Origin of the sequence: Streptomyces sp. BK208 (genome assembly GCF_004364245.1) — a bacterium.
In the GTDB taxonomy this organism is placed as follows: Bacteria; Actinomycetota; Actinomycetes; order Streptomycetales; family Streptomycetaceae; genus Streptomyces.
Window position 1 is genome coordinate 289,201 of the sequence record NZ_SOAV01000008.1, and the last position, 22,876, is coordinate 312,076.

16 protein-coding genes and 1 pseudogene are annotated in these 22,876 nt (G+C 73.3%); 8 read left to right on the forward strand and 9 right to left on the reverse strand.

The features are described from left to right. The first annotated feature begins 36 nt into the window (after nucleotides 1–36). The 4 genes from trpB (at nucleotide 37) to lgt (ending at nucleotide 4,208) form a co-directional block, all read left to right on the forward strand. The gene (gene trpB / locus EV562_RS21565; protein ID WP_133888461.1) at nucleotides 37–1,320 is read left to right on the forward strand and encodes a tryptophan synthase subunit beta; all 1,284 of its coding nucleotides are present in this window, start codon (nucleotides 37–39) and stop codon (nucleotides 1,318–1,320) included. Beyond that, nucleotides 1,317–2,132 carry a tryptophan synthase subunit alpha gene (trpA, locus tag EV562_RS21570; RefSeq protein ID WP_133888462.1) on the forward strand — a complete coding sequence of 272 codons (816 nt, stop codon included), beginning with the start codon at nucleotides 1,317–1,319 and terminating at the stop codon, nucleotides 2,130–2,132. Before trpB ends, trpA begins: the two co-directional genes overlap by 4 nt. Nucleotides 2,133–2,233: 101 nt before the next feature. Beyond that, complete coding sequence (locus EV562_RS21575) at nucleotides 2,234–3,007, forward strand: thioredoxin domain-containing protein (protein WP_166661924.1); 774 nt, start codon at nucleotides 2,234–2,236, stop codon at nucleotides 3,005–3,007. Nucleotides 3,008–3,083: 76 nt separating this feature from the next. Further along, nucleotides 3,084–4,208: a prolipoprotein diacylglyceryl transferase gene (lgt, locus tag EV562_RS21580; RefSeq protein WP_133888464.1), complete on the forward strand. Its 1,125-nt coding sequence runs from the start codon at nucleotides 3,084–3,086 to the stop codon at nucleotides 4,206–4,208. Nucleotides 4,209–4,286: 78 nt separating this feature from the next. On the opposite strand, the gene EV562_RS21585 is transcribed toward lgt, so the two are convergent. From EV562_RS21585 to EV562_RS21610, 6 genes and pseudogenes are all read right to left on the reverse strand, one after another. Continuing rightward, nucleotides 4,287–5,111: a CoA ester lyase gene (locus tag EV562_RS21585; RefSeq protein WP_133888465.1), complete on the reverse strand. Its 825-nt coding sequence runs from the start codon at nucleotides 5,109–5,111 to the stop codon at nucleotides 4,287–4,289. Further along, complete coding sequence (locus EV562_RS21590; RefSeq protein ID WP_133888466.1) at nucleotides 5,108–6,331, reverse strand: CoA transferase; 1,224 nt, start codon at nucleotides 6,329–6,331, stop codon at nucleotides 5,108–5,110. Before EV562_RS21590 ends, EV562_RS21585 begins: the two co-directional genes overlap by 4 nt. Then, nucleotides 6,313–7,689: an ADP-ribosylglycohydrolase family protein gene (locus tag EV562_RS21595; RefSeq protein ID WP_133888467.1), complete on the reverse strand. Its 1,377-nt coding sequence runs from the start codon at nucleotides 7,687–7,689 to the stop codon at nucleotides 6,313–6,315. Before EV562_RS21595 ends, EV562_RS21590 begins: the two co-directional genes overlap by 19 nt. After that, the gene (locus EV562_RS21600) at nucleotides 7,677–8,930 is read right to left on the reverse strand and encodes an ADP-ribosylglycohydrolase family protein (RefSeq protein ID WP_166661925.1); all 1,254 of its coding nucleotides are present in this window, start codon (nucleotides 8,928–8,930) and stop codon (nucleotides 7,677–7,679) included. Before EV562_RS21600 ends, EV562_RS21595 begins: the two co-directional genes overlap by 13 nt. Further along, nucleotides 8,927–10,201: an ADP-ribosylglycohydrolase family protein gene (locus tag EV562_RS21605; RefSeq protein WP_133888468.1), complete on the reverse strand. Its 1,275-nt coding sequence runs from the start codon at nucleotides 10,199–10,201 to the stop codon at nucleotides 8,927–8,929. Before EV562_RS21605 ends, EV562_RS21600 begins: the two co-directional genes overlap by 4 nt. A 740-nt stretch (nucleotides 10,202–10,941) precedes the next feature. Then, nucleotides 10,942–11,928 (reverse strand): annotated as a pseudogene (locus EV562_RS21610) (ADP-ribosylglycohydrolase family protein); the annotation flags it as partial. 233 nt (nucleotides 11,929–12,161) lie between these two features. Between EV562_RS21610 and EV562_RS21615 the strand changes: the two are divergent. The 3 genes from EV562_RS21615 (at nucleotide 12,162) to EV562_RS21625 (ending at nucleotide 19,317) form a co-directional block, all read left to right on the forward strand. Further along, nucleotides 12,162–12,893 (forward strand): VIT1/CCC1 transporter family protein, encoded by a 732-nt coding sequence (locus EV562_RS21615; protein ID WP_133888469.1) that lies wholly within the window; start codon nucleotides 12,162–12,164, stop codon nucleotides 12,891–12,893. Between the two features lie 372 nt (nucleotides 12,894–13,265). After that, nucleotides 13,266–17,861 (forward strand): glutamate synthase large subunit, encoded by a 4,596-nt coding sequence (gene gltB / locus EV562_RS21620; RefSeq protein ID WP_208298395.1) that lies wholly within the window; start codon nucleotides 13,266–13,268, stop codon nucleotides 17,859–17,861. Beyond that, entirely contained in the window at nucleotides 17,854–19,317 is a 1,464-nt protein-coding gene (locus EV562_RS21625) for a glutamate synthase subunit beta (RefSeq protein ID WP_133888470.1), read from the forward strand. The genes gltB and EV562_RS21625 overlap by 8 nt, the downstream gene beginning before the upstream one ends. A gap of 100 nt (nucleotides 19,318–19,417) precedes the next feature. Here the strand turns inward: EV562_RS21625 and EV562_RS21630 are convergent, their stop codons facing one another. Further along, a complete protein-coding gene (locus EV562_RS21630) occupies nucleotides 19,418–20,338 on the reverse strand; it encodes a chitosanase (protein ID WP_133888471.1) in 921 nt (306 codons plus the stop codon). 46 nt (nucleotides 20,339–20,384) lie between these two features. Further along, nucleotides 20,385–21,317 carry a rhomboid family intramembrane serine protease gene (locus EV562_RS21635; RefSeq protein WP_133888472.1) on the reverse strand — a complete coding sequence of 311 codons (933 nt, stop codon included), beginning with the start codon at nucleotides 21,315–21,317 and terminating at the stop codon, nucleotides 20,385–20,387. 154 nt (nucleotides 21,318–21,471) lie between these two features. On the opposite strand from EV562_RS21635, the gene EV562_RS21640 reads away from it, so the two are divergent. After that, a complete protein-coding gene (locus EV562_RS21640; RefSeq protein ID WP_133888473.1) occupies nucleotides 21,472–22,197 on the forward strand; it encodes a VWA domain-containing protein in 726 nt (241 codons plus the stop codon). A gap of 20 nt (nucleotides 22,198–22,217) precedes the next feature. On the opposite strand, the gene EV562_RS21645 is transcribed toward EV562_RS21640, so the two are convergent. Continuing rightward, nucleotides 22,218–22,853: an SIMPL domain-containing protein gene (locus EV562_RS21645; protein WP_133888474.1), complete on the reverse strand. Its 636-nt coding sequence runs from the start codon at nucleotides 22,851–22,853 to the stop codon at nucleotides 22,218–22,220. Nucleotides 22,854–22,876 lie beyond the last annotated feature (23 nt).

The following is a 22,876-nucleotide window of genomic DNA, read 5'->3' on the forward strand; positions in this document are numbered from 1 at the left end:
TCAGTCACCACCCGACACTCACCGTGAGGTTCACGCATGCCCAGCACCTTCTTCATCCCCGATCCGGAGGGCCAAGTCCCCTCCGCCGAGGGCTACTTCGGCGCCTTCGGGGGCAAGTTCATCCCCGAGGCCCTCGTCGCGGCGGTCGACGAGGTCGCCGTCGAGTACGACAAGGCCAAGTCCGACCCGGAGTTCGCCCGCGAGCTGGACGACCTCCTCGTCCACTACACGGGCCGTCCGTCCTCCCTCACCGAGGTCCCCCGTTTCGCGGAGCACGCCGGCGGAGCCAGGATCTTCCTCAAGCGCGAGGACCTGAACCACACCGGCTCGCACAAGATCAACAACGTGCTCGGCCAGGCCCTGCTCACCAAGCGCATGGGCAAGTCCCGAGTCATCGCCGAGACCGGCGCCGGTCAGCACGGCGTGGCGACGGCCACCGCCTGCGCCCTCTTCGGCCTCGACTGCACCATCTACATGGGCGAGATCGACACGCAGCGCCAGGCGCTCAACGTCGCCCGGATGCGGATGCTCGGCGCCGAGGTCATCGCCGTGAAGTCCGGCAGCCGCACCCTGAAGGACGCCATCAACGAGGCCTTCCGGGACTGGGTCGCCAACGTCGACCGCACCCACTACCTGTTCGGCACCGTCGCCGGCCCCCACCCCTTCCCGGCGATGGTCCGCGACTTCCACCGCGTCATCGGCGTCGAGGCCCGCCGCCAGCTCCTCGAGCAGGCCGGACGCCTGCCCGACGCCGCCGTCGCCTGCGTCGGCGGCGGCTCCAACGCCATCGGCCTCTTCCACGCCTTCATCCCGGACACCGACGTCCGCCTGATCGGCTGCGAACCCGCCGGGCACGGCGTCGAGACCGGCGAGCACGCGGCCACCCTGACCGCGGGCGAGCCCGGCATCCTGCACGGCTCCCGGTCCTACGTTCTCCAGGACGACGAGGGCCAGATCACCGAGCCGTACTCGATCTCGGCGGGCCTGGACTACCCGGGCATCGGCCCGGAGCACGCCTACCTCAAGGACTCCGGCCGCGGCGAGTACCGCGCGGTCACCGACGACGCCGCCATGCAGGCCCTGCGCCTGCTGTCGCGCACCGAGGGCATCATCCCGGCCATCGAGAGCGCCCACGCGCTGGCCGGCGCCCTGGAGGTCGGCAGGGAGCTGGGCGAGGACGGGCTGATCGTGGTCAACCTGTCCGGCCGCGGCGACAAGGACATGGACACCGCCGCCCGCTACTTCGGGCTGTACGACACCGACGCCGAGGTCGCGGCCGACGAGACCGGCGCCGCGGAGATCGAGGGGGACGCCAAGTGAGCGGGAACGTGCAGCTGCTGACCGACACCCTCGCGGCGGCCAGGTCCGAGAACCGCGCCGCCCTGATCGCCTACCTGCCGGCCGGGTTCCCGACCGTGGACGGCGGCATCGAGGCGATCAAGGCCGCCCTCGACGGCGGCGCCGACGTCGTCGAGGTGGGCCTGCCGCACAGCGACCCGGTGCTCGACGGCCCGGTCATCCAGACCGCCGACGACATCGCACTGCGCGGCGGCGTGCGGATCGCCGACGTGATGCGCACGGTCCGCGAGGCGCACGAGGCCACCGGCAAGCCGATCCTCGTCATGACGTACTGGAACCCCATCGACCGCTACGGCGTGGAGCGCTTCACCGCCGAGCTGGCCGAGGCGGGCGGCGCCGGGTGCATCCTGCCCGACCTGCCCGTCCAGGAGTCGGCGCTGTGGAGGGAGCACGCGGACAAGCACGGGCTCGCCACGGTCTTCGTGGTCGCGCCCAGCAGCAAGGACGCGCGCCTCGCCGAGATCACCGCGGCCGGCAGCGGCTTCGTCTACGCCGCCTCCCTCATGGGCGTCACCGGCACCCGCGAGTCGGTCGGGGCCCAGGCCGAGGACCTGGTGCGGCGCACCCGCGCCACCACCGGCATCCCGGTCTGCGTCGGCCTCGGCGTCTCCAACGCCGCCCAGGCCGCCGAGGTCGCCCGCTTCGCCGACGGCGTGATCGTCGGCTCGGCGTTCGTGAAGCGGATGCTGGACGCGCCCGACGACGCGGCCGGCCTGGAGGGCGTCCGCGCGCTCGCCGCCGACCTGGCGAAGGGCGTGCGCGGACAGGCGTGACCTTCGGCGCCTGACGGACGAGCACAGAACAGGGGTCCCTCGTACGAGTGGACCTGGGACCGGGGAGGCGCGCTGCGCCTCCCCGGTTCGTTCTGCGGGGTGTGAGCGAGAAGAACCGACAGGGAAAGCACGGCGCCCGCGAGAAGCTGGCGGCCGAGCGCGAGAAGCAGAAGTCCAGGGACAAGCGCCGCCGTGCGCTGATCGTCGGCGCGAGCGTGGTCTGCGTCCTCGGTCTCGCGGCGGTGATCGGCGTGGTCGCGGCGAACGCGGGCAAGGACGACGGCAGCGAGTCGGCCGGTCCGATCGTGGTGCCGTCGGGCGCGCAGGGCAAGGACGGACTCGCGATCCCCGTCGGCGAGGAGAGCGCCAAGTCGACGCTCACCGTCTGGGAGGACTTCCGCTGCCCGGCCTGCAAGGCCTTCGAGCTGGCGTACCGGAACACCATTCACGAGCTGACCGCCGCGGGACAGCTCAAGGTCGAGTACCACCTGGCCACGATCATCGACGGCAACATGGGCGGCACCGGCTCCCGCAAGGCGGCCAACGCCGCGGCCTGCGCCCAGGACGCCGGGAAGTTCCCCCCGTACCACGACGTGCTGTACGACAACCAGCCGCCGGAGACCGACGACGCCTTCGCCGACGAGGACAAGCTCCTCGACCTGGCGGGCAAGGTCGACGGCCTCGACACCACCCTCTTCCAGGAGTGTGTGCGGGGCGGCAAGCACAACAGCTGGGTGGAGAAGTCCAACAAGGCCTTCCAGAGCGGCGGTTTCAGCGGCACCCCGACCGTCCTGCTGAACGGCACGAACATCTACCAGGACCGCTCCATGACCCCGGCCAAGCTGAAGCAGATGGTGGAGGACGCCGACAAGTAGCGCGCCCGCTCGTTACGGACCCGTAGCCGGGCTGCCCGCCGCGCGTCCCGTCCGACACGGTAGCGTCGACCCTGCCATGGAACTTGCCTTCATTCCCAGCCCGTCGCGCGGGGTGCTGTACCTCGGTCCCGTCCCGCTGCGCGGCTACGCGTTCTGCATCATCATCGGCGTCTTCGTTGCCGTCTGGCTCGGCAACAAGCGCTGGATCGCCCGGGGCGGGCGGCCGGGCACGGTGGCCGACATCGCGGTCTGGGCCGTTCCCTTCGGCCTGATCGGCGGACGCCTCTACCACGTGATCACGGACTACCAGCTGTACTTCAGCGAGGGCCGTGACTGGGTGGACGCCTTCAAGGTCTGGGAGGGCGGACTCGGCATCTGGGGCGCTATCGCGTTCGGTGCGGTGGGCGCCTGGATCGGGGCCCGCCGCCGGGGCGTCCCGATGCCCGCCTACGCGGACGCCGTCGCCCCCGGCATCGCCCTCGCACAGGCCATCGGCCGCTGGGGCAACTGGTTCAACCAGGAGCTGTACGGCAAGGCGACCGACCTGCCGTGGGCCGTGGAGATCACCTCGACCGCCGACGGCCGGCTGCCGGGCACCTACCACCCGACGTTCCTGTACGAGTCGCTGTGGTGCATCGGCGTCGCGCTGCTCGTCATCTGGGCCGACCGCCGCTTCAGGCTCGGCCACGGGCGGGCGTTCGCCCTGTACGTGGCGGCGTACTGCGCGGGCCGCTTCTGGATCGAGTACATGCGCGTCGACGACGCCCACCACATCCTCGGTCTGCGCCTGAACAACTGGACCGCGCTCGTCGTCTTCCTGCTCGCCGTGCTGTACATCGTGCTCTCGGCCCGGAAGCGGCCGGGCCGGGAAGCCGTGGTGGAGCCGGGCGCCCCGAGCGCCGACGGTGACGCCGGGGCCGAAGGGGAGAAGGACGCGGAGACGGACGCGGAGGCCGCCGGCGCGGACACCGCGGCCGACGACGCGGACCTCGGCAAGAGGGAAACGAAGACGGACGCCGGCAGCGGCGCGACGACGGACGCGGGCAGCGGTACGAAGACCGACGCCCCCGAAGCGTCCGAGAACCCCGAGGCGGCGGCGGAGGCGTCGGACACCTCCGCGGCTCCGCGGGGCGAGGACGCGGACGACGCGGTGGAGGCCGAGAGCGTGAAGAACGGGGCCGACTCCGCCAAGAAGGGCTGATCCGGCCCGCCGCACGCACACGCCGCCGAGGGCGCCCGGGACTCTCCGGGCGCCCTCGGCGTATCCCGGGGCGGGGGCTCAGGACAGGACGGGCCGCCGGGCCAGGGACAGGGTGCGCCGGGCCGTCGCCACCACCGCCGCGTCGATGAACCGGCCGTCCGGCAGCGCCTGGGCGCCCGGCTGGACCGAGGCCGCCTTGACGATCGTCTCCGCCTCCTCCAGCTCCCGCTCCGTGGGCAGGTAGGCCCGCTCGATGATCGGCAGCTGGCGGGGGTGGATCGCGGCCCGCCCCAGGAACCCCAGGGAACGGCCGTGCGCGCAGGACGCCGCGAGGCCCTCCAGGTCCCGGGTGTCCGGGTGCACCGTCTGGGACGGCGGCGCCAGACCCGCCGCCCGCGCGGCCACCACCACCCGCGAGCGCGACCAGTCGAGGCCGGTGTCCCCGCGCACGCCCAGGTCGGCCCGGAGATCCGCCTCGCCGAGGGCGATGCCGCGCAGCACCGGATGGGCGGCGGCGATCCGGTACGCCCGCTCCACCCCCAGGGCCGTCTCCAGCAACGCGTACAGCGGTGGACCGCCGGTGGCCGCGGCGACCTCGGTGACCTGCTCCGGCGACGTGACCTTGGGCAGCCGCAGCCCGGACAGGCCCGGCAGCGCGGCCAGCGCCGCCAGGTCACCGGCGGCGAGCGGACCGTCCAGGGCGTTCACGCGGACGTGCACCGGCACCGGCTGCGGCTCGGCCAGCAGCTCGGCCGTGGCGTCCCGGGCGTACTCCTTGCGGTCGACGGCGACCGCGTCCTCCAGGTCGACCACCACCACGTCGGCACCGGCGGCCAGCGCCTTGGCCACCACCCGTGGCCGGTCCCCGGGAGCGTACAGCCAGGTCAGCGGGGGTGTGGTCATACGACGCCCTCCTCACGCAGCTCCTTCACGTCCGCCGGGGTGAGCCCCAGCCCGGTCAGCACCTCCTCGGTGTCGGCGCCGTGCGGACGGCCCGCCCAGCGGATGGCGCCCGGGGTGGCGGAGAGCCGGAAGAGCACGTTCTGCATGCGCAGCGGGCCCAGCTCCGGATCGTCGACCGTGGTGACCGTGTCGAGCGCCTGGTACTGCGGGTCGCTCATCACGTCCCGCACGTCCTGGACCGGCGCGACCGCCGCCTCGGCCTTCTCGAACGCGGCGAGCACGTCGGCGCGGCCGTGCCGGGCGATCCAGTCGCCGACCGCCGCGTCCAGCACGTCGGCGTGCCGGGCCCGGTCGGCGCCCGTCGCGAACCAGGGCTCGTCGATCAGCTCCGGGCGGCCCACCAGCCGCATCACCCGCTCGGCGACCGACTGCGCCGAGGTGGAGACGGCCACCCAGGTGCCGTCGGCGGTGCGGTAGGTGTTGCGCGGGGCGTTGTTCTGCGAGCGGTTGCCGGTGCGGGGCTGGACGTGGCCGAGCTGGTCGTACCAGAGCGGCTGCGGGCCCAGCACGGTGAGGATCGGCTCGATGATCGCCATGTCGACGACCTGGCCCTCGCCGGTGCGCTCCCGCGCCGCGAGCGCGGTCATCACGGCGTACGCCGTCGCCAGCGCCGCGATCGAGTCGGCGAGGCCGAACGGTGGCAGCGTCGGGGGCGTGTCCGGTTCGCCGGTCATCGCGGCGAAGCCGCTCATGGCCTCGGCGAGGGTGCCGAAGCCGGGGCGGCGGGCGTACGGGCCGAACTGGCCGAAGCCGGTGACCCGGGTGAGGACCAGGCGCGGGTTGACGGCGGACAGCTCGTCCCAGCCCAGGTCCCACTTCTCCAGGGTGCCCGGCCGGAAGTTCTCGACGACCACGTCGGCGGTGGCGGCGAGGCGGAGCAGGGTGGCCCGCCCGGCGGGCTTCGACAGGTCCAGGGTGATCGTGTGCTTGTTGCGGCCGAGCAGCTTCCACCACAGGCCGATCCCGTCCTTCGACGGGCCGTGCCCGCGGGACGGGTCCGGCCGGGTGGGGTGCTCGACCTTGATCACTTCGGCGCCGAAGTCGCCGAGCATGGTGGCGGCCAGCGGCCCCGCGAAGAGGGTGGCGAGGTCGAGGACGCGCAGGCCGGTGAGCGGGGCGGCGGGGACAGGGGGCGCGGAGGTCACGTCGGGCTCGGGCATGGGCGGGTGGCCTCCCGGTGGGTGAGGTGGGCGAGGGCGTCGAAGCCGGTGCCGTCGAAGTCGCCGACGGAGGTGGCCAGGCGGTTCTTCAGCGGGGCCGTCCAGTGCTCGGGCAGCGCGGCGGGGGAGCCGGCGAGCAGCCCGGCGACGCCGCCGACGGTGGCGCCGTTGGAGTCGGTGTCCCAGCCGCCCGACACGGCACGGGAGACCGAGCCGGTGAAGTCGCCGTCCGCGTGGGTGAGCGCGGCGGCCATCAGGGCGGTGTTGGGCACGGCGTGCACCCAGTGGTGGGCGGGGGAGTGGACGGCGTGGAGCTCGTCCACGACCCTGTCGAAGTCGTCGTGTGCGGTGGCCAGTCGCACCGCGTGCCGGACGGCCCGGGCCAGCCGGGAGCCGGGCGGGACGACCGCGAGTCCGGTGCGCAGACAGGCGTGCACGTCGTGCATGCCGCCGGCGGCGGTGGCGATGACGGCCGCCGCGAACATCGCCGCGTGGACCCCGGCCGAGGTGTGGGTGAGCGTCGCGTCGCGGTGTGCCTGCTCGGCGGCGGCGCCGGGGTCGCCCGGGCGGGTCCAGCCGTGCACGTCGGCGCGGATCAGGGCGCCGATCCACTCGCGGAAGGGGTTGCGGTGGCGGGCGGTGTGCGGGGGTTCGACGCCGCTGAGGAGGTTGCGCAGGGCGACGCGCTCGGCGGTGAAGGTGCGGCCGGGCGGGAGTTCGTCGAGCCAGACGCGGGCCACGTCCGCGGTGGTGAAGGCCCTGCCGTGGCGCTGGAGGATCAGAAGGCCCAGCAGCGGGTAGTTCAGGTCGTCGTCCTCCGGCATGCCGTCGATGTTCTCGGCGAGCGAGGTGGGCGCGGAGCGGCGGTTCCACGGGTACGCGGCGAGCAGCTCGCCGGGGACGCCCAGAGCGGTGAAGTACCCGGTCGGCGGCCAGTTGCCGGCGGCGCGGCCGAGCAGCCGGATGCCGGTCAGGGGCAGCTTCTCGACGGGTTTGCCCAGCAGGCACCCGACGGCCCGGCCGAGCCAGGCCGCCTCCAGCCGGGCCGGGGACACCCCGGCGCCGGGCCGCGGCGCGGGCCAGTCGGGACACAGTGCCCTGATCCGGCCCAGGTCCGTCGGCTCGGCCTCCGCCGACGGATCCGGCAGGAGGGCCAGTTCGTCCAGGAGGCCCTCGGCCAGCCGGCGCAGGGCCGGGGCGGCGGGCCGGACGGAGGCGCCCGCCCGGGGCGGGGCCTCGCTGCCGCCCGCCGCCCGCCAGCGGGCCGCGACCGCCGACGCGTCCCGGCCGTCCAGCCGCGCCTGGCGCAGCTCGTGGCCGATCAGGTCCTCGGGCTGCACCCAGGTCAGCCGGAGCATCCCGCGCCCCCGATCGCGGCGAAGGCCTCCTCATGGGCGCGGCGGCGCCGTACGTCGCGGGCGAAGACCTCCCGGGCGACCCCGGTGAGCGTCGTCGCCGGTTCCCACAGGTCCAGGCGGCTCGCCTCCGCGACGGTCTTGGCCCAGTCCTCCGGGACCGGCGAGCCCAGCGCCCCGGCCAGCGCGCCCGCCATCGTGGCGATGGAGTCGCAGTCGCGGCCGTAGTTGACCGAGCCGAGCACCGCGTGCCGGAAGTCGCCGCCGGCGACGAGCAGCATGCCGAGGGCGACGGGCAGTTCCTCGATCGCGTGCAGGCGCGAGGGGCGGCGGGCGCCCAGCGACGGCGCGCGGTAGTCGGGGCCCACCGTGTCGTACGGGGTGACCGCCGCGCGCAGCGGGGCGAGCGCCGACTCGAACTCCGAGTGGCGTGCGGCCACGTCGCACACGGCCTCGATCGCCGCCCGGGTGCCGTCCTTGGCCAGGGACAGGCAGGCGGCCACCACCGACTCCGGGGTCGCCCCCGGCACACAGGCCGCGGCCACCGCCGCCGCGAAGACGCCGGCCGCCTCCCGGCCGTACGACGACTGATGCGCTCCGGCGACGTCCAGGGCCTCGGCGTAGGCGGCCTCGGGGTGCGCCGCGTTGACCAGGCCGACCGGGGCCATGTACATCGCGGCACCGCAGTTGACGATGTTGCCGCTGCCGGCCTCGCGCGGGTCCACGTGGCCGTAGTGGAGCCGCGCGACCAGCCACTTCTCGGCCAGGAAGATCCGCTGCAGGGGGAGCGCCTCGGCCTCCAGCTCCGGGATCCAGCGCGGGTGGGTGATCAGGTCCGGGACCAGGTGCTCGGCGACCGCGTACGCGTCGAGGTGGTCGCGGACCGTGCCGTAGACGCGGACCAGGGCGTGGGTCATCAGGGTGTCGTCGGTGACGTGGCCGTCGCCCTTGTGGTACGGGGCCACGGGACGGGCGGTGCGCCACTCGTCGCCGTTCCAGGGGCCGACGACTCCGTGGACGCGGCCGCCGTGCCGTTCGAGGATCTGCTCGGGGGAGTAGCCCTCGACGGGGCCGCCGAGCGCGTCGCCGACGGCCGCGCCGACGAGTGCGCCGGTGACGCGTTCGTCGAGGGACGCCGAGAGGGTGCTGATGCCCGGGGGTGCGGGGGTCGCCGAGGTGGTGCCGTGGTCCGGGGGTGCGGGGACCGCCGAGGTGGTGCCGTGGTCCGGGGGCGTGGGAGTCATGGGGTGATGCCTCGTCCTTCCGGTCGGGACGCTTGCGTGGCGTGCAGGAGACCGGCGAGTTCGACCAGGTCGGTGCCGGTGAGCCGGGGCAGTACGCAGCCGGGCAGGATGCGGCAGGCGTCCCGCCAGGACGCGGGGAGCGAGGAGCCGCCGCCGAGCGCGCCGGTGAGGGCGCCGGCCAGCGCGGGGGCGGAGTCCGCGACCCGGGACAGGCAGGCCGCAGCAGGGACCGCCTCGGCGACGCGGCCCCGGGCGGCGGTGGTCAGCGCGAGGGCGACCGGGACCGTTTCGGCGGCGGCGATGCCGTAGCTGTAGACGTGGTCGACGATGCGGTGTTCGAGGAGCGGGACGAGGGCGAAGGCGCTCTCGGCCTCCGCCGCGAGGGCCAGGGCCTGGCGGGTGTTGCGGCCGATCTCCGTCGCCTCCGGGAGTTCGTCGAGCGCGGCGCTCACGCAGGCGTCCACGCCGGCGCCGTCGAGGGCGCGGGCCAGTGCCGCCGCCATGGCCCGGGCGCCGTGCACACCGTCGCCGTCCTGGGTGTAGCGGGCGTCGAACTCGGCGAGGTCGGCGGCGGGGCGCGGGGCGCCGGGGTGGGCCACGGCGAGGACGCAGGCCCGCACGCAGGCGGCGTCGTCGAAGTAGTGCGGGTTGTCGTGGCCGGTGGCGGGCGGACGCAGGCCGGTGGCGAGGTTGCCGAGCCCGGCCCGTACCGAGATGCGGGCGCGCAGCGGCAGGACCGCCGACTCGACCTCGGGGGCGCGGTCGGCCGCGGCGGCGACCTCGCTGGCGACGGCGTTCCACGTCAGGTCGATCGCGGCCCGCATCCGGCGGTCCCGGCTCAGGTCCCCGAGCAGGCTGTCGTCCCCGGCCCGCAGTACCGCCTCGGCCGCGAACGCCGCCCACTCGGCGTCGTCCGAGGGGCCGAGGCGCAGCGGTTCCGGGGGCTGGTTCAGGGCGATGGGGACCGGGAGGGTGGTGGTCGCGTTCTGCTCGGCGAAGGTGTCCAGCTCGCGGGTGAGGCGGCGGGTCCACTCCGGCATCCGCGCGGCCCGGTGCCGGGCGGCGGGCCAGCCGGCGGCGTCCCCCGCGGCGAGCCCGAGCAGGAGCCCCTCGATGCGGTCCAGCAGCGGCACCGCACCGGACGCCGCCGTCCCCGGCCCGGCTCCCGGCCGTTGCCCGCTTCCGCCCGGCGGGTCCGCCCCCGGCCCTCCGGGGCCCTCGACGTACGCCGTGACGCCCGGCGCCCCGACCCCGGCACGCGCCGCGCTCACGGCCCGACCTCCGCAGCGGCGGGGGTGCCCGGGGCGGTGTCGTGGCCGGGCTGGGGAGGGGCGGGGGTGGCGGCGCCGGGTGGTGGGGTCGGTGCCGGGTGTGGGTGCGGGCGCGGGTGCTGGGCTGTCGCCGCGTTCGGTCCCGCGGCGCGCGGCGTGGTCTCGGGGCGGGACCGGGGGGAGGCGGGGGCGACGCGGTGGGGCGGCCCGCCCGATGCCGGACGGGGTGCCGCGCCCGGGTGCCGGGTCGCCGTCACGTGGGTCTCCGGGGCGGGTGCACGGGTGTCGGGGCCGACCGGGGGAGGGGCCGGGACGGTGGCGTCACGGGGTTCGCCCGGCGCCGGGTGCGGGGGTGCGTCCGGGTGCCTTGTGGCTGTGACGGGGGTCAGGGGGAGGTCAGGGGTGTCGGGGGCGGTCGGGATGCGGGCGGGGGTGGCGTCGCCGGGTGGTGGGGTCGGTGCCGGGTGCGGGGGAGTGTCCGGGTGCGCCGTGGCCGTGACGGGGGGCAAGGGGAGGACACGGGTGTCGGGGGCGTGCGGAGAAGGACTGGGGGCCGGGGGGAGGGTGCCGGTCTCGGGGGCGGTCGGGACGCGGGTGGGGGTGGTGGCGCCGGGGGGCTGGGCCGGGGCCCGGTGGCGGGCTCCGGCCGGGTGTCGCGGTGGCATCGCGTCCGGGGCGGGTAGCCCGGCTCCGGGCGCGTGCACGTGTCCCGCGTCCGGGAGAGTCTCCCGTGCCGCCCGGGTCAGCAGGTCCGCCACCTCCAGTACGTGGTGCCCGGCCATCGTCGGCAGGCAGGTGCCGCGGGCCGGGCCGATGGCGGCCGCCCAGTCGGCCGGGATGGCGTGGACGCCGCAGGTCGCACCGGCCAGGGCGCCGGCCACGGCGGCCGTGGTGTCGGCGTCGCGGCCCATGTTGACGGCCGTCAGCACGGCGTCCGTGAAGTCGCCGTCGGCCGCCGCGTACGCCCCGAAGGCGAGGGCGACGGCCTCGGGGGCCAGGTCGGTCCACGGGTAGCCGCCGATGACCACCGCCGAGCGCACCGCGCGTTCGCCGCGGTGGGCCGCCGTCATCGCGCGGCGCAGACAGCGCGCCGTCCAGGAGTCGTCCGGGACGACGGCCAGGGCGGAGGCCACCACCGCGACGGTGGACGCCCCGGCCATGGCCGCAGCCACGCCCGCCGCCACCGCCTGGCCGCCGTAGATGCCCTCGCCCTCGTGACTGACCGAGCCGTCGATCGCCGCCAGCCGGGCCGCCTCAGCGGGCCGCCCGGCCGCGAACACGCCGTGCGGCGCCGCACGCATGGCGAGCCCGTCGCTCCAGGCGTGCCGGTGCTGGGCGGAGATCGGCGCGGCCAGGCCCCGGCGCAGGTTCTCCAGGGTGCCGCGCTCGCTGAAGCCCGCGCCCCGGAAGGGGCCCTCCTCCCGGTCCGCGATCCACTCGTGCCAGGCCGCCCCCACGTGGGACGGGGTGAGCGCGGCGCCGTGGCGGGCCAGCAGCAGACCGGAGAAGATCGCGTACTCCGTGTCGTCGGTACCGGCGGGCCGGTCGGCGACGTATCCCGTGATGCGGCCCCAGCGGGCCCGGATCTCCGAGGGCTTCATGTTCTCGGCCGGCGCCCCGAGGGCGTCCCCGACGGCCAGTCCCAGCAGCGCGCCCCGGGCGCGGTCGCGAAGTCCGACGGGGCCGTCGGGCGTGGGGGCCGGGGGAATGCAGGCGGTGGATGCCATGCGGCCTCTCCTCTCCCTCGGCTCATCTGTCCCCGGTGCGGTGGGCACCGCAGCCGAACCGGGCGCAGCGTCACCCGGTCGACATATGAGCAGGCAAGATCACGAATGAGTGCCTGAGGGTAAAACCGCAGGTAAGCCCAGCCTTTCCTTGCTGGCGACGAGGAAATGATCGGCGTAGATTGGGTGTTGTTAAAAAGTGGAATGCGTCCAAACTAGCTTCCGGGGGAATCCTCATGGCCATCATCGAGACCGAGGCGCCGCTGCACGAGGCGCACCGCGACAACCACACCCACCGCGACGTGAACGGCGGCTGGCTGCGCCCCGCCGTCTTCGGCGCGATGGACGGACTGGTCTCCAACCTCGCCCTGATGACCGGTGTCGCCGGCGGCACCGCGAGCCAGCAGACCGTGGTGATCAGCGGGCTCGCCGGCCTGGCCGCCGGTGCCTTCTCCATGGCCGCCGGCGAGTACACCTCCGTCGCCTCCCAGCGCGAGCTGGTCGAGGCCGAGCTGGACGTGGAGCGCCGCGAGCTGCGCAAGCACCCGGCGGACGAGGAGGCCGAGCTGGCCGCGCTCTACGAGGCGCGCGGCGTGGAGCCGGAACTCGCCCGCGAGGTGGCACGCCAGCTCTCCCGCGACCCCGAGCAGGCGCTGGAGATACACGCCCGCGAAGAGCTGGGCATCGACCCCTCCGACCTGCCGTCCCCGACGGTCGCGGCCGTGTCCTCGTTCGGGTCCTTCGCGCTGGGCGCCCTGCTCCCCGTCCTGCCGTTCCTGCTCGGCGCCGGTGCGCTGTGGCCCGCGGTACTGCTCGCGCTGGCCGGTCTGTTCCTGTGCGGCGCGGTGGTCGCCAAGGTGACGGCCCGCAGCTGGTGGTACAGCGGCCTGCGGCAGCTCGCCCTCGGTGGCGCGGCGGCCGGTGTGACGTATCTCCTGGGCAGCCTGTTCGGAACGGCCGTAGGATAGCCCGGCTCGAACTTATGCGACGGGTCGCATAAGTAATCGTTACTCGCTGGTTTCGAGCGCGTAATCTCCGGGCATGAGCCGTAAGCGCTGTGGGCAATGAGGCCCGCCGCGCGCTCGCGAAGAGGGCGACGTCGCCCTCTCCGTGCCCCTCGGACCGCCGGACACCGATCTGTCCGCCCCGGTCTCCACAGCTTTCACCGCGAGCACGGCACCACCGTCGCAACCCCAGGTGTCCGCATGGTGGAACGGATTGTCCCGTTTACCGAGAACCGATCCATCATGTAACCTGCACCAAATTTTGCACCCACCGCAGAGGGCCAACGTCGTCCCTCGGCACTTTGCACATGCCAGATGACGACGACGGGAGAGCCGATGCGTACGCCGCGCCAGCCGTCCCAGCACTCCGCGAACGGCCAGAACTGGTCCTTCATGGATGCTCGCCCTGCCGCGCAGGGTATGTACGACCCCCGCAACGAACACGACGCGTGCGGCGTCGGTTTCGTCGCCACCCTCACCGGCGAGGCGTCCCACACCCTGGTCGACCAGGCGCTCACCGTGCTGCGCAACCTGGAGCACCGCGGCGCCACCGGCTCCGAGCCCGACTCCGGCGACGGCGCGGGCATCCTCTCCCAGGTCCCCGACGCCTTCTTCCGCGAGGTGGCCGGATTCGAGCTGCCCGAAGCCGGGTCGTACGCCGTCGGCATCGCCTTCCTGCCGGTCCACGGCACCGAGGACGCCGTCTCCCGCATCGAGGCCATCGCCGACGAGGAGGGCCTCACCGTCCTCGGCTGGCGCGAGGTCCCGGTCGCCCCGCAGATGCTCGGCGCCACCGCCCGCTCGACCATGCCGGTCTTCCGTCAGATCTTCGTGACCGACGGTGCTTCGCAGGGCATCGCGCTGGACCGCCACGCCTTCGCGCTGCGCAAGCGCGCCGAGCGCGAGGCCGGTGTCTACTTCCCGTCGCTGTCCGCGCGGACCATCGTCTACAAGGGCATGCTGACCACCGGCCAGCTGGAGCCGTTCTTCCCGGACCTGTCCGACCGCCGCTTCGCCTCCGCGATCGCGCTCGTGCACTCCCGGTTCTCCACCAACACCTTCCCGAGCTGGCCGCTCGCCCACCCGTACCGTTTCGTCGCCCACAACGGCGAGATCAACACGGTCAAGGGCAACCGCAACTGGATGCGCGCCCGCGAGTCCCAGCTCGCCTCGGACCGGTTCGGCTCGTCCCCGGACCTGGAGCGGATCTTCCCGATCTGTACGCCGGACGCCTCGGACTCCGCCTCCTTCGACGAGGTCCTGGAGCTGCTCCACCTCGGCGGGCGCTCGCTGCCGCACTCCGTGCTGATGATGATCCCGGAGGCCTGGGAGAACCACGCCTCGATGGACGCGGACCGGCGCGCCTTCTACCAGTACCACTCCACGATGATGGAGCCCTGGGACGGCCCCGCCTGCGTCACCTTCACCGACGGCACCCAGGTCGGCGCCGTGCTCGACCGCAACGGTCTGCGCCCCGGCCGCTACTGGGTCACCGACGACGGCCTCGTCGTCCTCGGCTCCGAGGTCGGCGTCCTCGACATCGACCCCGCCAAGGTCGTCCGCAAGGGCCGCCTGCAGCCCGGCCGCATGTTCCTCGTGGACACCGCCGAGCACCGCATCATCGAGGACGACGAGATCAAGGCCCAGCTCGCCGGCGAGCAGCCCTACGCCGAGTGGATGGAAGCCGGCGAAATCGAGCTGTCCGACCTGCCCGAGCGCGAGCACATCGTGCACACCCACGCCTCGGTCACCCGCCGCCAGCAGACCTTCGGGTACACCGAGGAGGAGCTGCGCGTCATCCTCGCGCCGATGGCCAAGGCCGGCGCCGAGCCGATCGGCTCCATGGGCACCGACTCGCCCATCGCCGCGCTCTCCGACCGCCCCCGGCTGCTCTTCGACTACTTCACCCAGCTCTTCGCCCAGGTCACCAACCCGCCGCTGGACGCCATCCGCGAGGAACTGGTCACCTCCCTGCGCTCCTCGCTCGGCCCCCAGGGCAACCTGCTCGACCCGACGGCCGCCTCGTGCCGCAGCGTCCTGCTGCCCTTCCCGGTCATCGACAACGACGAGCTGGCCAAGCTCATCCACATCAACGCCGACGGCGACATGCCCGGCTTCAAGGCCGCGACCCTCTCCGGGCTCTACCGGGTGCACGGCGGTGGCGACGCGCTGGCCGCCCGCATAGAGGAGATCTGCGCCGAGGCCGACGCCGCCATCGAGAACGGCGCCCGGCTCATCGTCCTGTCCGACCGCCACTCGGACGCCGAGCACGCCCCGATCCCCTCGCTGCTGCTCACCTCCGCCGTCCACCACCACCTCATCCGCACCAAGCAGCGCACCGAGGTGGGCCTGCTGGTCGAGGCCGGCGACGTCCGCGAGGTCCACCACGTCGCCCTGCTCATCGGCTTCGGCGCCGCCGCGGTCAACCCGTACCTCGCGATGGAGTCCGTCGAGGACCTGGTCCGCGCGGGCACCTTCCTGCCCGGCGCGGAGCCCGAGCAGGCCATCCGCAACCTGATCTACGCCCTCGGCAAGGGCGTCCTCAAGGTCATGTCCAAGATGGGCATCTCCACCGTCGCCTCCTACCGCGGCGCCCAGGTCTTCGAGGCCGTCGGCCTGGACGAGGCCTTCGTCGCCAAGTACTTCAACGGCACCGCCACCAAGATCGGCGGCGTCGGCATCGACGTCGTCGCCCAGGAGGTCGCCGCCCGCCACGCCAAGGCGTACCCGGCCAGCGGCATCGCGCCGGCCCACCGCGCCCTGGACATCGGCGGCGAGTACCAGTGGCGCCGCGAGGGCGAGCCGCACCTGTTCGACCCGGAGACGGTCTTCCGCCTCCAGCACTCCACGCGCTCCGGCACGTACGACATCTTCAAGAAGTACACCGAGCGGGTGAACGAGCAGTCCGAGCGGCTGATGACGCTGCGCGGCCTGTTCGGCTTCAAGAGCGGCCGGCAGCCGATCTCCCTCGACGAGGTCGAGCCCGTCTCCGAGATCGTCAAGCGCTTCTCCACCGGCGCCATGTCGTACGGCTCCATCTCCCAGGAGGCGCACGAGACCCTCGCCATCGCCATGAACCAGCTGGGCGGCAAGTCCAACACCGGTGAGGGCGGCGAGGACCCGGAGCGCCTGTACGACCCGGCGCGCCGCTCCAGCATCAAGCAGGTCGCCTCCGGCCGCTTCGGCGTCACCAGCGAGTACCTGGTCAACGCCGACGACATCCAGATCAAGATGGCCCAGGGCGCCAAGCCCGGCGAGGGCGGGCAGCTGCCCGGCCACAAGGTGTACCCGTGGGTCGCCAAGACCCGGCACTCCACCCCGGGCGTCGGCCTGATCTCCCCGCCGCCGCACCACGACATCTACTCCATCGAGGACCTGGCCCAGCTGATCCACGACCTGAAGAACGCGAACCCGCAGGCGCGGATCCACGTCAAGCTGGTCTCCGAGGTCGGCGTCGGCACGGTCGCGGCGGGTGTGTCCAAGGCCCACGCGGACGTGGTGCTGATCTCCGGCCACGACGGCGGCACCGGCGCCTCCCCGCTCACGTCGCTCAAGCACGCCGGCGGCCCCTGGGAGCTGGGCCTCGCCGAGACCCAGCAGACCCTGCTGCTCAACGGCCTGCGCGACCGGATCGTCGTGCAGACCGACGGCCAGCTCAAGACCGGCCGCGACGTCGTCATCGCCGCGCTGCTCGGCGCCGAGGAGTTCGGTTTCGCGACCGCGCCGCTCGTCGTCTCCGGCTGCGTCATGATGCGCGTCTGCCACCTGGACACCTGCCCGGTCGGCATCGCCACCCAGAACCCGGTGCTGCGCGAGCGGTTCTCCGGCAAGGCCGAGTACATCGTGAACTTCTTCCGGTTCATCGCCGAAGAGGTCCGCGAGATCCTCGCCGAGCTGGGCTTCCGCTCCATCGAGGAGGCCGTCGGCCACGCCGAGACCCTCGACGTGACCCGGGCCGTCGACCACTGGAAGGCGCAGGGCCTCGACCTGGAGCCGCTGTTCCACGTGCCCGCGCTGGCCGAGGGCGCGGTGCGCCACCAGGCCGTCGCCCAGGACCACGGCCTGGAGAAGGCACTCGACAACGAGCTGATCAAGCTCGCCTCCGACGCGCTGGCCGCCGAGGACGCCACCCAGGCCGCCCCGGTGCGCGCCCAGGTCGCCATCCGCAACATCAACCGCACGGTCGGCACCATGCTCGGCCACGAGGTCACCAAGAAGTTCGGCGGCGCGGGCCTGCCCGACGACACCGTCGACATCACCTTCACCGGCTCCGCCGGCCAGTCCTTCGGCGCCTTCGTCCCGCGCGGCATCACCCTGCGCCTGGAGGGCGACGCCAACGACTACGTCGGCAAGGGCCTGTCCGGCGGCCGGATCGTCGTCCGCCCCGACCGGGGCGCCGACCACCTCGCCGAGTTCTCCACCATCGCCGGCAACACCATCGGCTACGGCGCCACCGGCGGCGAGATGTTCCTGCGCGGCAAGGTCGGCGAGCGCTTCTGCGTCCGCAACTCCGGCGCGCTGGTCGTCTCCGAGGGCGTCGGCGACCACGGCTGCGAGTACATGACCGGCGGCCACGCCGTCGTCCTCGGCGAGACCGGCCGCAACTTCGCGGCCGGCATGTCCGGCGGCATCGCCTACGTCATCGACCTCGACCCCGACAACGTCAACGTCGGCAACGCCGACGCCGTCCGGGCCCTCGACGACGCCGACAAGGACTGGCTGCACGACGTGGTGCGCCGCCACGCCGAGGAGACCGGCTCCACGGTCGCCGCGAAGCTGCTCGCCGACTGGCCCACCGCCGTGGAGCGCTTCAGCAAGCTCATCCCCAGCACGTACCAGGCAGTGCTCGCCGCCAAGGACGCCGCCGAGCGAGCCGGTCTCTCCGAGACCGAGACCACCGAGAAGATGATGGAGGCGGCGACCAATGGCTGATCCCAAGGGCTTTCTGAACCACGGACGCGAGGTCGCCAGGACCCGCCCCGTCGGCGAGCGCGTCAAGGACTGGAACGAGGTCTACGTCCCCGGCTCCCTGCTGCCGATCATCAGCAAGCAGGCCAGCCGCTGCATGGACTGCGGCATCCCGTTCTGCCACAACGGCTGCCCCCTCGGGAACCTGATCCCCGAGTGGAACGACTACGCCTACCGCGAGGACTGGTCGGCGGCGTCCGAGCGCCTGCACGCCACCAACAACTTCCCGGAGTTCACCGGCCGCCTGTGCCCCGCTCCGTGCGAGTCGGCCTGCGTGCTCGGCATCAACCAGCCGCCGGTCACCATCAAGAACGTCGAGGTCTCCATCATCGACAAGGCGTGGGAGACCGGGGACGTCGCCCCGCAGATCCCCGAGCGCCTGTCCGGCAAGACCGTCGCCGTCATCGGCTCGGGCCCGGCCGGCCTCGCCGCCGCCCAGCAGCTCACCCGGGCCGGTCACACCGTCGCCGTCTACGAGCGCGCGGACCGCGTCGGTGGCCTCCTGCGCTACGGCATCCCCGAGTTCAAGATGGAGAAGCGGCACATCAACCGCCGCATAGAGCAGATGCGCGCGGAGGGCACCCGCTTCCGCACCGGCGTCGAGATCGGCCGCGACCTCAAGGCCGGCGACCTGAAGAAGCGCTACGACGCCGTCGTCATCGCAGCCGGCTCCACCACCGCCCGCGACCTGCCGGTTCCCGGCCGCGAGCTGAACGGCATCCACCAGGCGATGGAGTACCTGCCGCTGGCCAACAAGGTCCAGGAGGGCGACTACGTGGCGCCCCCGATCACGGCCGAGGGCAAGCACGTCGTCGTCATCGGCGGCGGCGACACCGGCGCCGACTGCGTGGGCACCGCCCACCGCCAGGGCGCGGCCTCCGTCACCCAGCTGGAGATCATGCCCCGGCCGGGCGAGGAGCGGGACGCGGTGCGCCAGCCGTGGCCGACCTTCCCCATGCTGTACAAGGTCACCAGCGCCCACGAGGAGGGTGGCGAGCGGGTCTACGCCGTCTCCACCACCCACTTCGAGGGCGACCAGGACGGCAACGTCCAGTGGCTGCACCTGAGCGAGGTCGAGTTCATCGAGGGGAAGCTGACCCCGAAGCCGGGCACCGAGCGCAAGATCCCGGCCCAGCTGGTCACCCTCGCCATGGGCTTCACCGGCACCGACAAGGAGAACGGTCTCGTCGACCAGTTCGGCCTGGAGCTCGACGAACGCGGTAACATCGCCCGGGACGCCGACTTCCAGACCAACGTGCCGGGTGTGTTCGTCGCCGGTGACGCCGGCCGCGGCCAGTCGCTCATCGTCTGGGCGATCGCCGAGGGCCGCTCGGCGGCGCGCGGCGCCGACCGCTTCCTGACCGGGGCCAGCGAACTGCCGGCCCCGATCCGCCCGACCGACCGCGCCCTCGCGGTCTGACGGACGGAACAACCGAAGAACGTCCCGCACAAAGGCGTGCGGAACACTGATGGCGCCTGCCCCGTCCCCGACCGGACCAAGGGCAGGCGCCGTCGCATGCTCAGGGCACCCGGTAGGTGTCCCCGTACATCTCCCACACCAGCGGCGTCGCCAGCTCCAGGTTCCCGGCCGCGAGGAAGCGGCGCTGGGCCGTGCCGACGCGGGAGGTGTCGACGCCCGGGCGCTTGGCCTTCATGGCCTGCTCGCGCACGTCCAGGAAGGTCTCCAGGTAGGCCTTCTCGGACCCGCCCTGACCCGGCGTCTCCGCCTTGACCATGGCCTGCTCGCGCAGCCCGTAGAAGCCCTCGGCGTCCGTGTCGGGGCCGTGGAAGACCATCGCGTCGTAGTAGACGAACTGGCCCAGCGTGCCCAGGCCGTCCAGCTTGGCCAGGCGCACCGCCGGTTCGAAGTAGACCCGGTCGCGCTCCTCCTCCTGCGCCTCGCGGAACGCCGGGACCTCCGCCTCCGCCCGCCACGCCGCCGTGAAGCCGGGGTCCAGACCCTCGTGGGAGTCGCTGCCGTCCACCTCGCGCAGGGCCGGCAGGTAGCCTGCCAGGCCGTTGTCCGGATGGGCCTCGGTGTAGCGCTCGACCAGGGTGAGCAGGTCGTGGGTGCCGGTGCAGAAACCGATGATGCCCGCGGTGTACCCGTCGCCGTCCCCGACGTCCTCGATGCTGCCGTAGGCCGTGCGCCACCGCGTGGTCGAGTTCTCCGCGCTGGACACCAGCTGCTGGGCCAGCTCCTTCTTCGCGGGCGCGGCCAGCCCCGCCGGCAGGTCGGCGATGAGCGCGTCGTCCGCCTCCCGCTCCTCCTCGGCCCGGTCCTTGGCGTCGTCCCGGGCCGACCGGGCGGCGGCCGGTGCGGACGCGGACGTCGCGGCCGGGTCGTCCGCCGCGTCGGACGAGTCCCCCGGCACCACGAAGTACACGCCCGCCGCGATCACGGGCAGGGCCCCGAGGAGCAGCACTCCGGCTCGTTTCACAGGGGGACACCTTTCGTAGGGGGACAGCTCGCACAGCGGGGAGCACTCACAGGGGCACGCTCCCGCCCGTCAGTTCGGACACCTTGACCACCGCCGTCACCGCCAGCAGCACCACCAGCGCGGCACCCGCCCCGGCCTGCACCACCGTGCGGCGCCCGTCGCGGGGCGCGTACGCGAACGACACGGCCAGCGCACCGCCGGCCAGCAGGCCGCCGAGGTGCCCCTGCCACGACGTGAACCAGGCGGAGACCACCAGCCACAGCAGCAGGGGGAGCATGAGACGGTTGACGCCCGCCGGGTCGGCGCCCAGCCGGCGGTGCAGCACGTAGTACGCCGCCCCCACCCCGAAGACCGCACCGGACGCGCCGACCGAGACCTGCCCGGGGTCGGCGAGGACCAGTTCCAGGACGGACCCGCCGAGCGCCGACAGCAGGTACAGGGCGGCGAAGCGGAACCGGCCGAGCATCAGCTCCACCACCCGCCCCAACTGCCACAGCACGACCATGTTCAGCGTGAGATGCAGGATCCCGAAGGCGCTTTCGAAGGGCGACTGGTGGAGGAAGGCGCCGGTGAGCATCCGCTCCCACTCGCCCTGGGCGACCCCCTCCCCCCGCAGGGGCCCGGCGCTCAGGACCAGTCCGTCGCCGACCAGGGGCGTGCCGTCCGGGCCGATCAGCCGCGAACCGACCATGGCGAACCGGTCCACGATCCCCGGTCGCACCACCTCCGCCAGGTACACCAGCACGTTCAGCGCGAACAGCACGTACGTCACGACGGGTGTCGCCGACATCCGGCCGCCGGCGATGGTCCGGGCCTGCCTGGCCGAACGCGCCCCCTCCTTCACGCACTCCGGGCACTGGTGGCCGACGGCGGCCTCGCGCATGCAGTCCGGGCAGATGTACCGCTCGCAGCGGGTGCAGCGGACGTGGCACTCCACCGCGGGATGGCGCCAACAGGTGGGGGTGGGCTCGGAATCCACGGGGCCGGCTCCTCGGGACGGGCGGACGGTGAGCCGGTGGGGACGGCGGCGAACAAAATAGCGAATGCCGGTGACCCGGCCGAGCGGCGGGGTGCACCGTGCCGTAACCTCGGCACCCGCACGACGCACGGCAGGGGTGACCGGGGGAGTCCGCATGGCCGCGATCAGTCTCACCAAGGTGCAGGAGAGCGCACCCGCGCTGGTCGACCTGTACAAGACCGCCGGGGTGTCGCTCACCAAGCACGGCATGGACGGAACACGGGCGGCGGTCTACCTCGTCGTCGACTACTCCGGCTCGATGAAGCCCTACTACAAGGACGGCAGCGTGCAGGCGCTCGCCGACCGCGTACTGAGCCTGTCCGCGCACCTCGATGACGACGGCACCGTGCCCGTGGTGTTCTTCTCCACCGACGTCGACGCCGTCACCGAGATCGCGCTCACCGACCACCAGGGGCGGATCGACCGGATCGTGTCCGGCCTCGGGCACATGGGCAGGACCAACTATCACGTGGCCATGGACGTTGTCGTCGACCACTACCTCGACAGCGGTGCCAGAGACCCTGCCTTCGTCGTCTTCCAGACCGACGGCGCCCCGACAAGTCGCCTCGCCGCCGAGCGGTACCTGTGCAAGGCGGCACCGCTGCCGCTGTTCTGGCAGTTCGTCGGCTTCGGCGACCCGGGCAGCCGCCAGTTCGACTACCTGCGGGGGCTCGACGAACTCGCGGTGCCCGGCAAACGCGTCGTCGACAACGCCGGGTTCTTCCACGTCGGCCGCGACCCGCGGAAGGTCACCGACGCCGACCTGTACGACCGGCTGGTGGGCGAATTCCCCCAGTGGCTGGCGGCCGCACGCGCTCAGGGCATCGTGCGGCCCGCCTGAAGAAGACCCGGACGCGACGGTCAGTGCGTCAGGGAGAAGCCCAGCAGCACACCCGCCGACACCTCCACCGACCCCGGCGCCAGGTCACCGGCCGCACCACCGAGCGCCCGGCCGTGACCGTGGTACTGGACGGTGGACTCGGCGTCCACGTCCTGGATGTGCACCACGGGCCCCAGCCGCACCCCCGCCGCCTCCGTGTACACCTCCGCCTTGCGCCGGGCGGCGGCCACCGCCCGGCGACGCGCCTCGTCCCGCAGCGCCGGCTTGTCGTGCACGTCGAACTCGACGTCGTCGATCCGGTGCGCACCCGCGTCGACCGCGTCCACGATCAACCGCTGGAGATCGTCCAGCGCCTCCGTCTCGACCGAGTACGACGCCGAGCAGCGGTATCCGAGGAACTTCTGCTCGGGCCCGTAACCGTCGTACTGGGAATTGAGCCTGAGCCGGGAACCCGAGACCGAGGCGTCCGGTATCCCGTGCGCGCGCAACGCCTCACGCAGCCGCGACACCGCCGCCCCCGCCTGCTGGAAGGCCCGCTCCGGGGACGGCTCCGTCATGTCCACCGCCAGCTTCACCCGCACCAGCTGCGGCGCCGTCCGCACACTGCCCGCGCCGAACACACTGAGCCCCCAGGGCTCGCCGATCGTCTGTGTCATGCGCCGTATTGAAACAGCACACC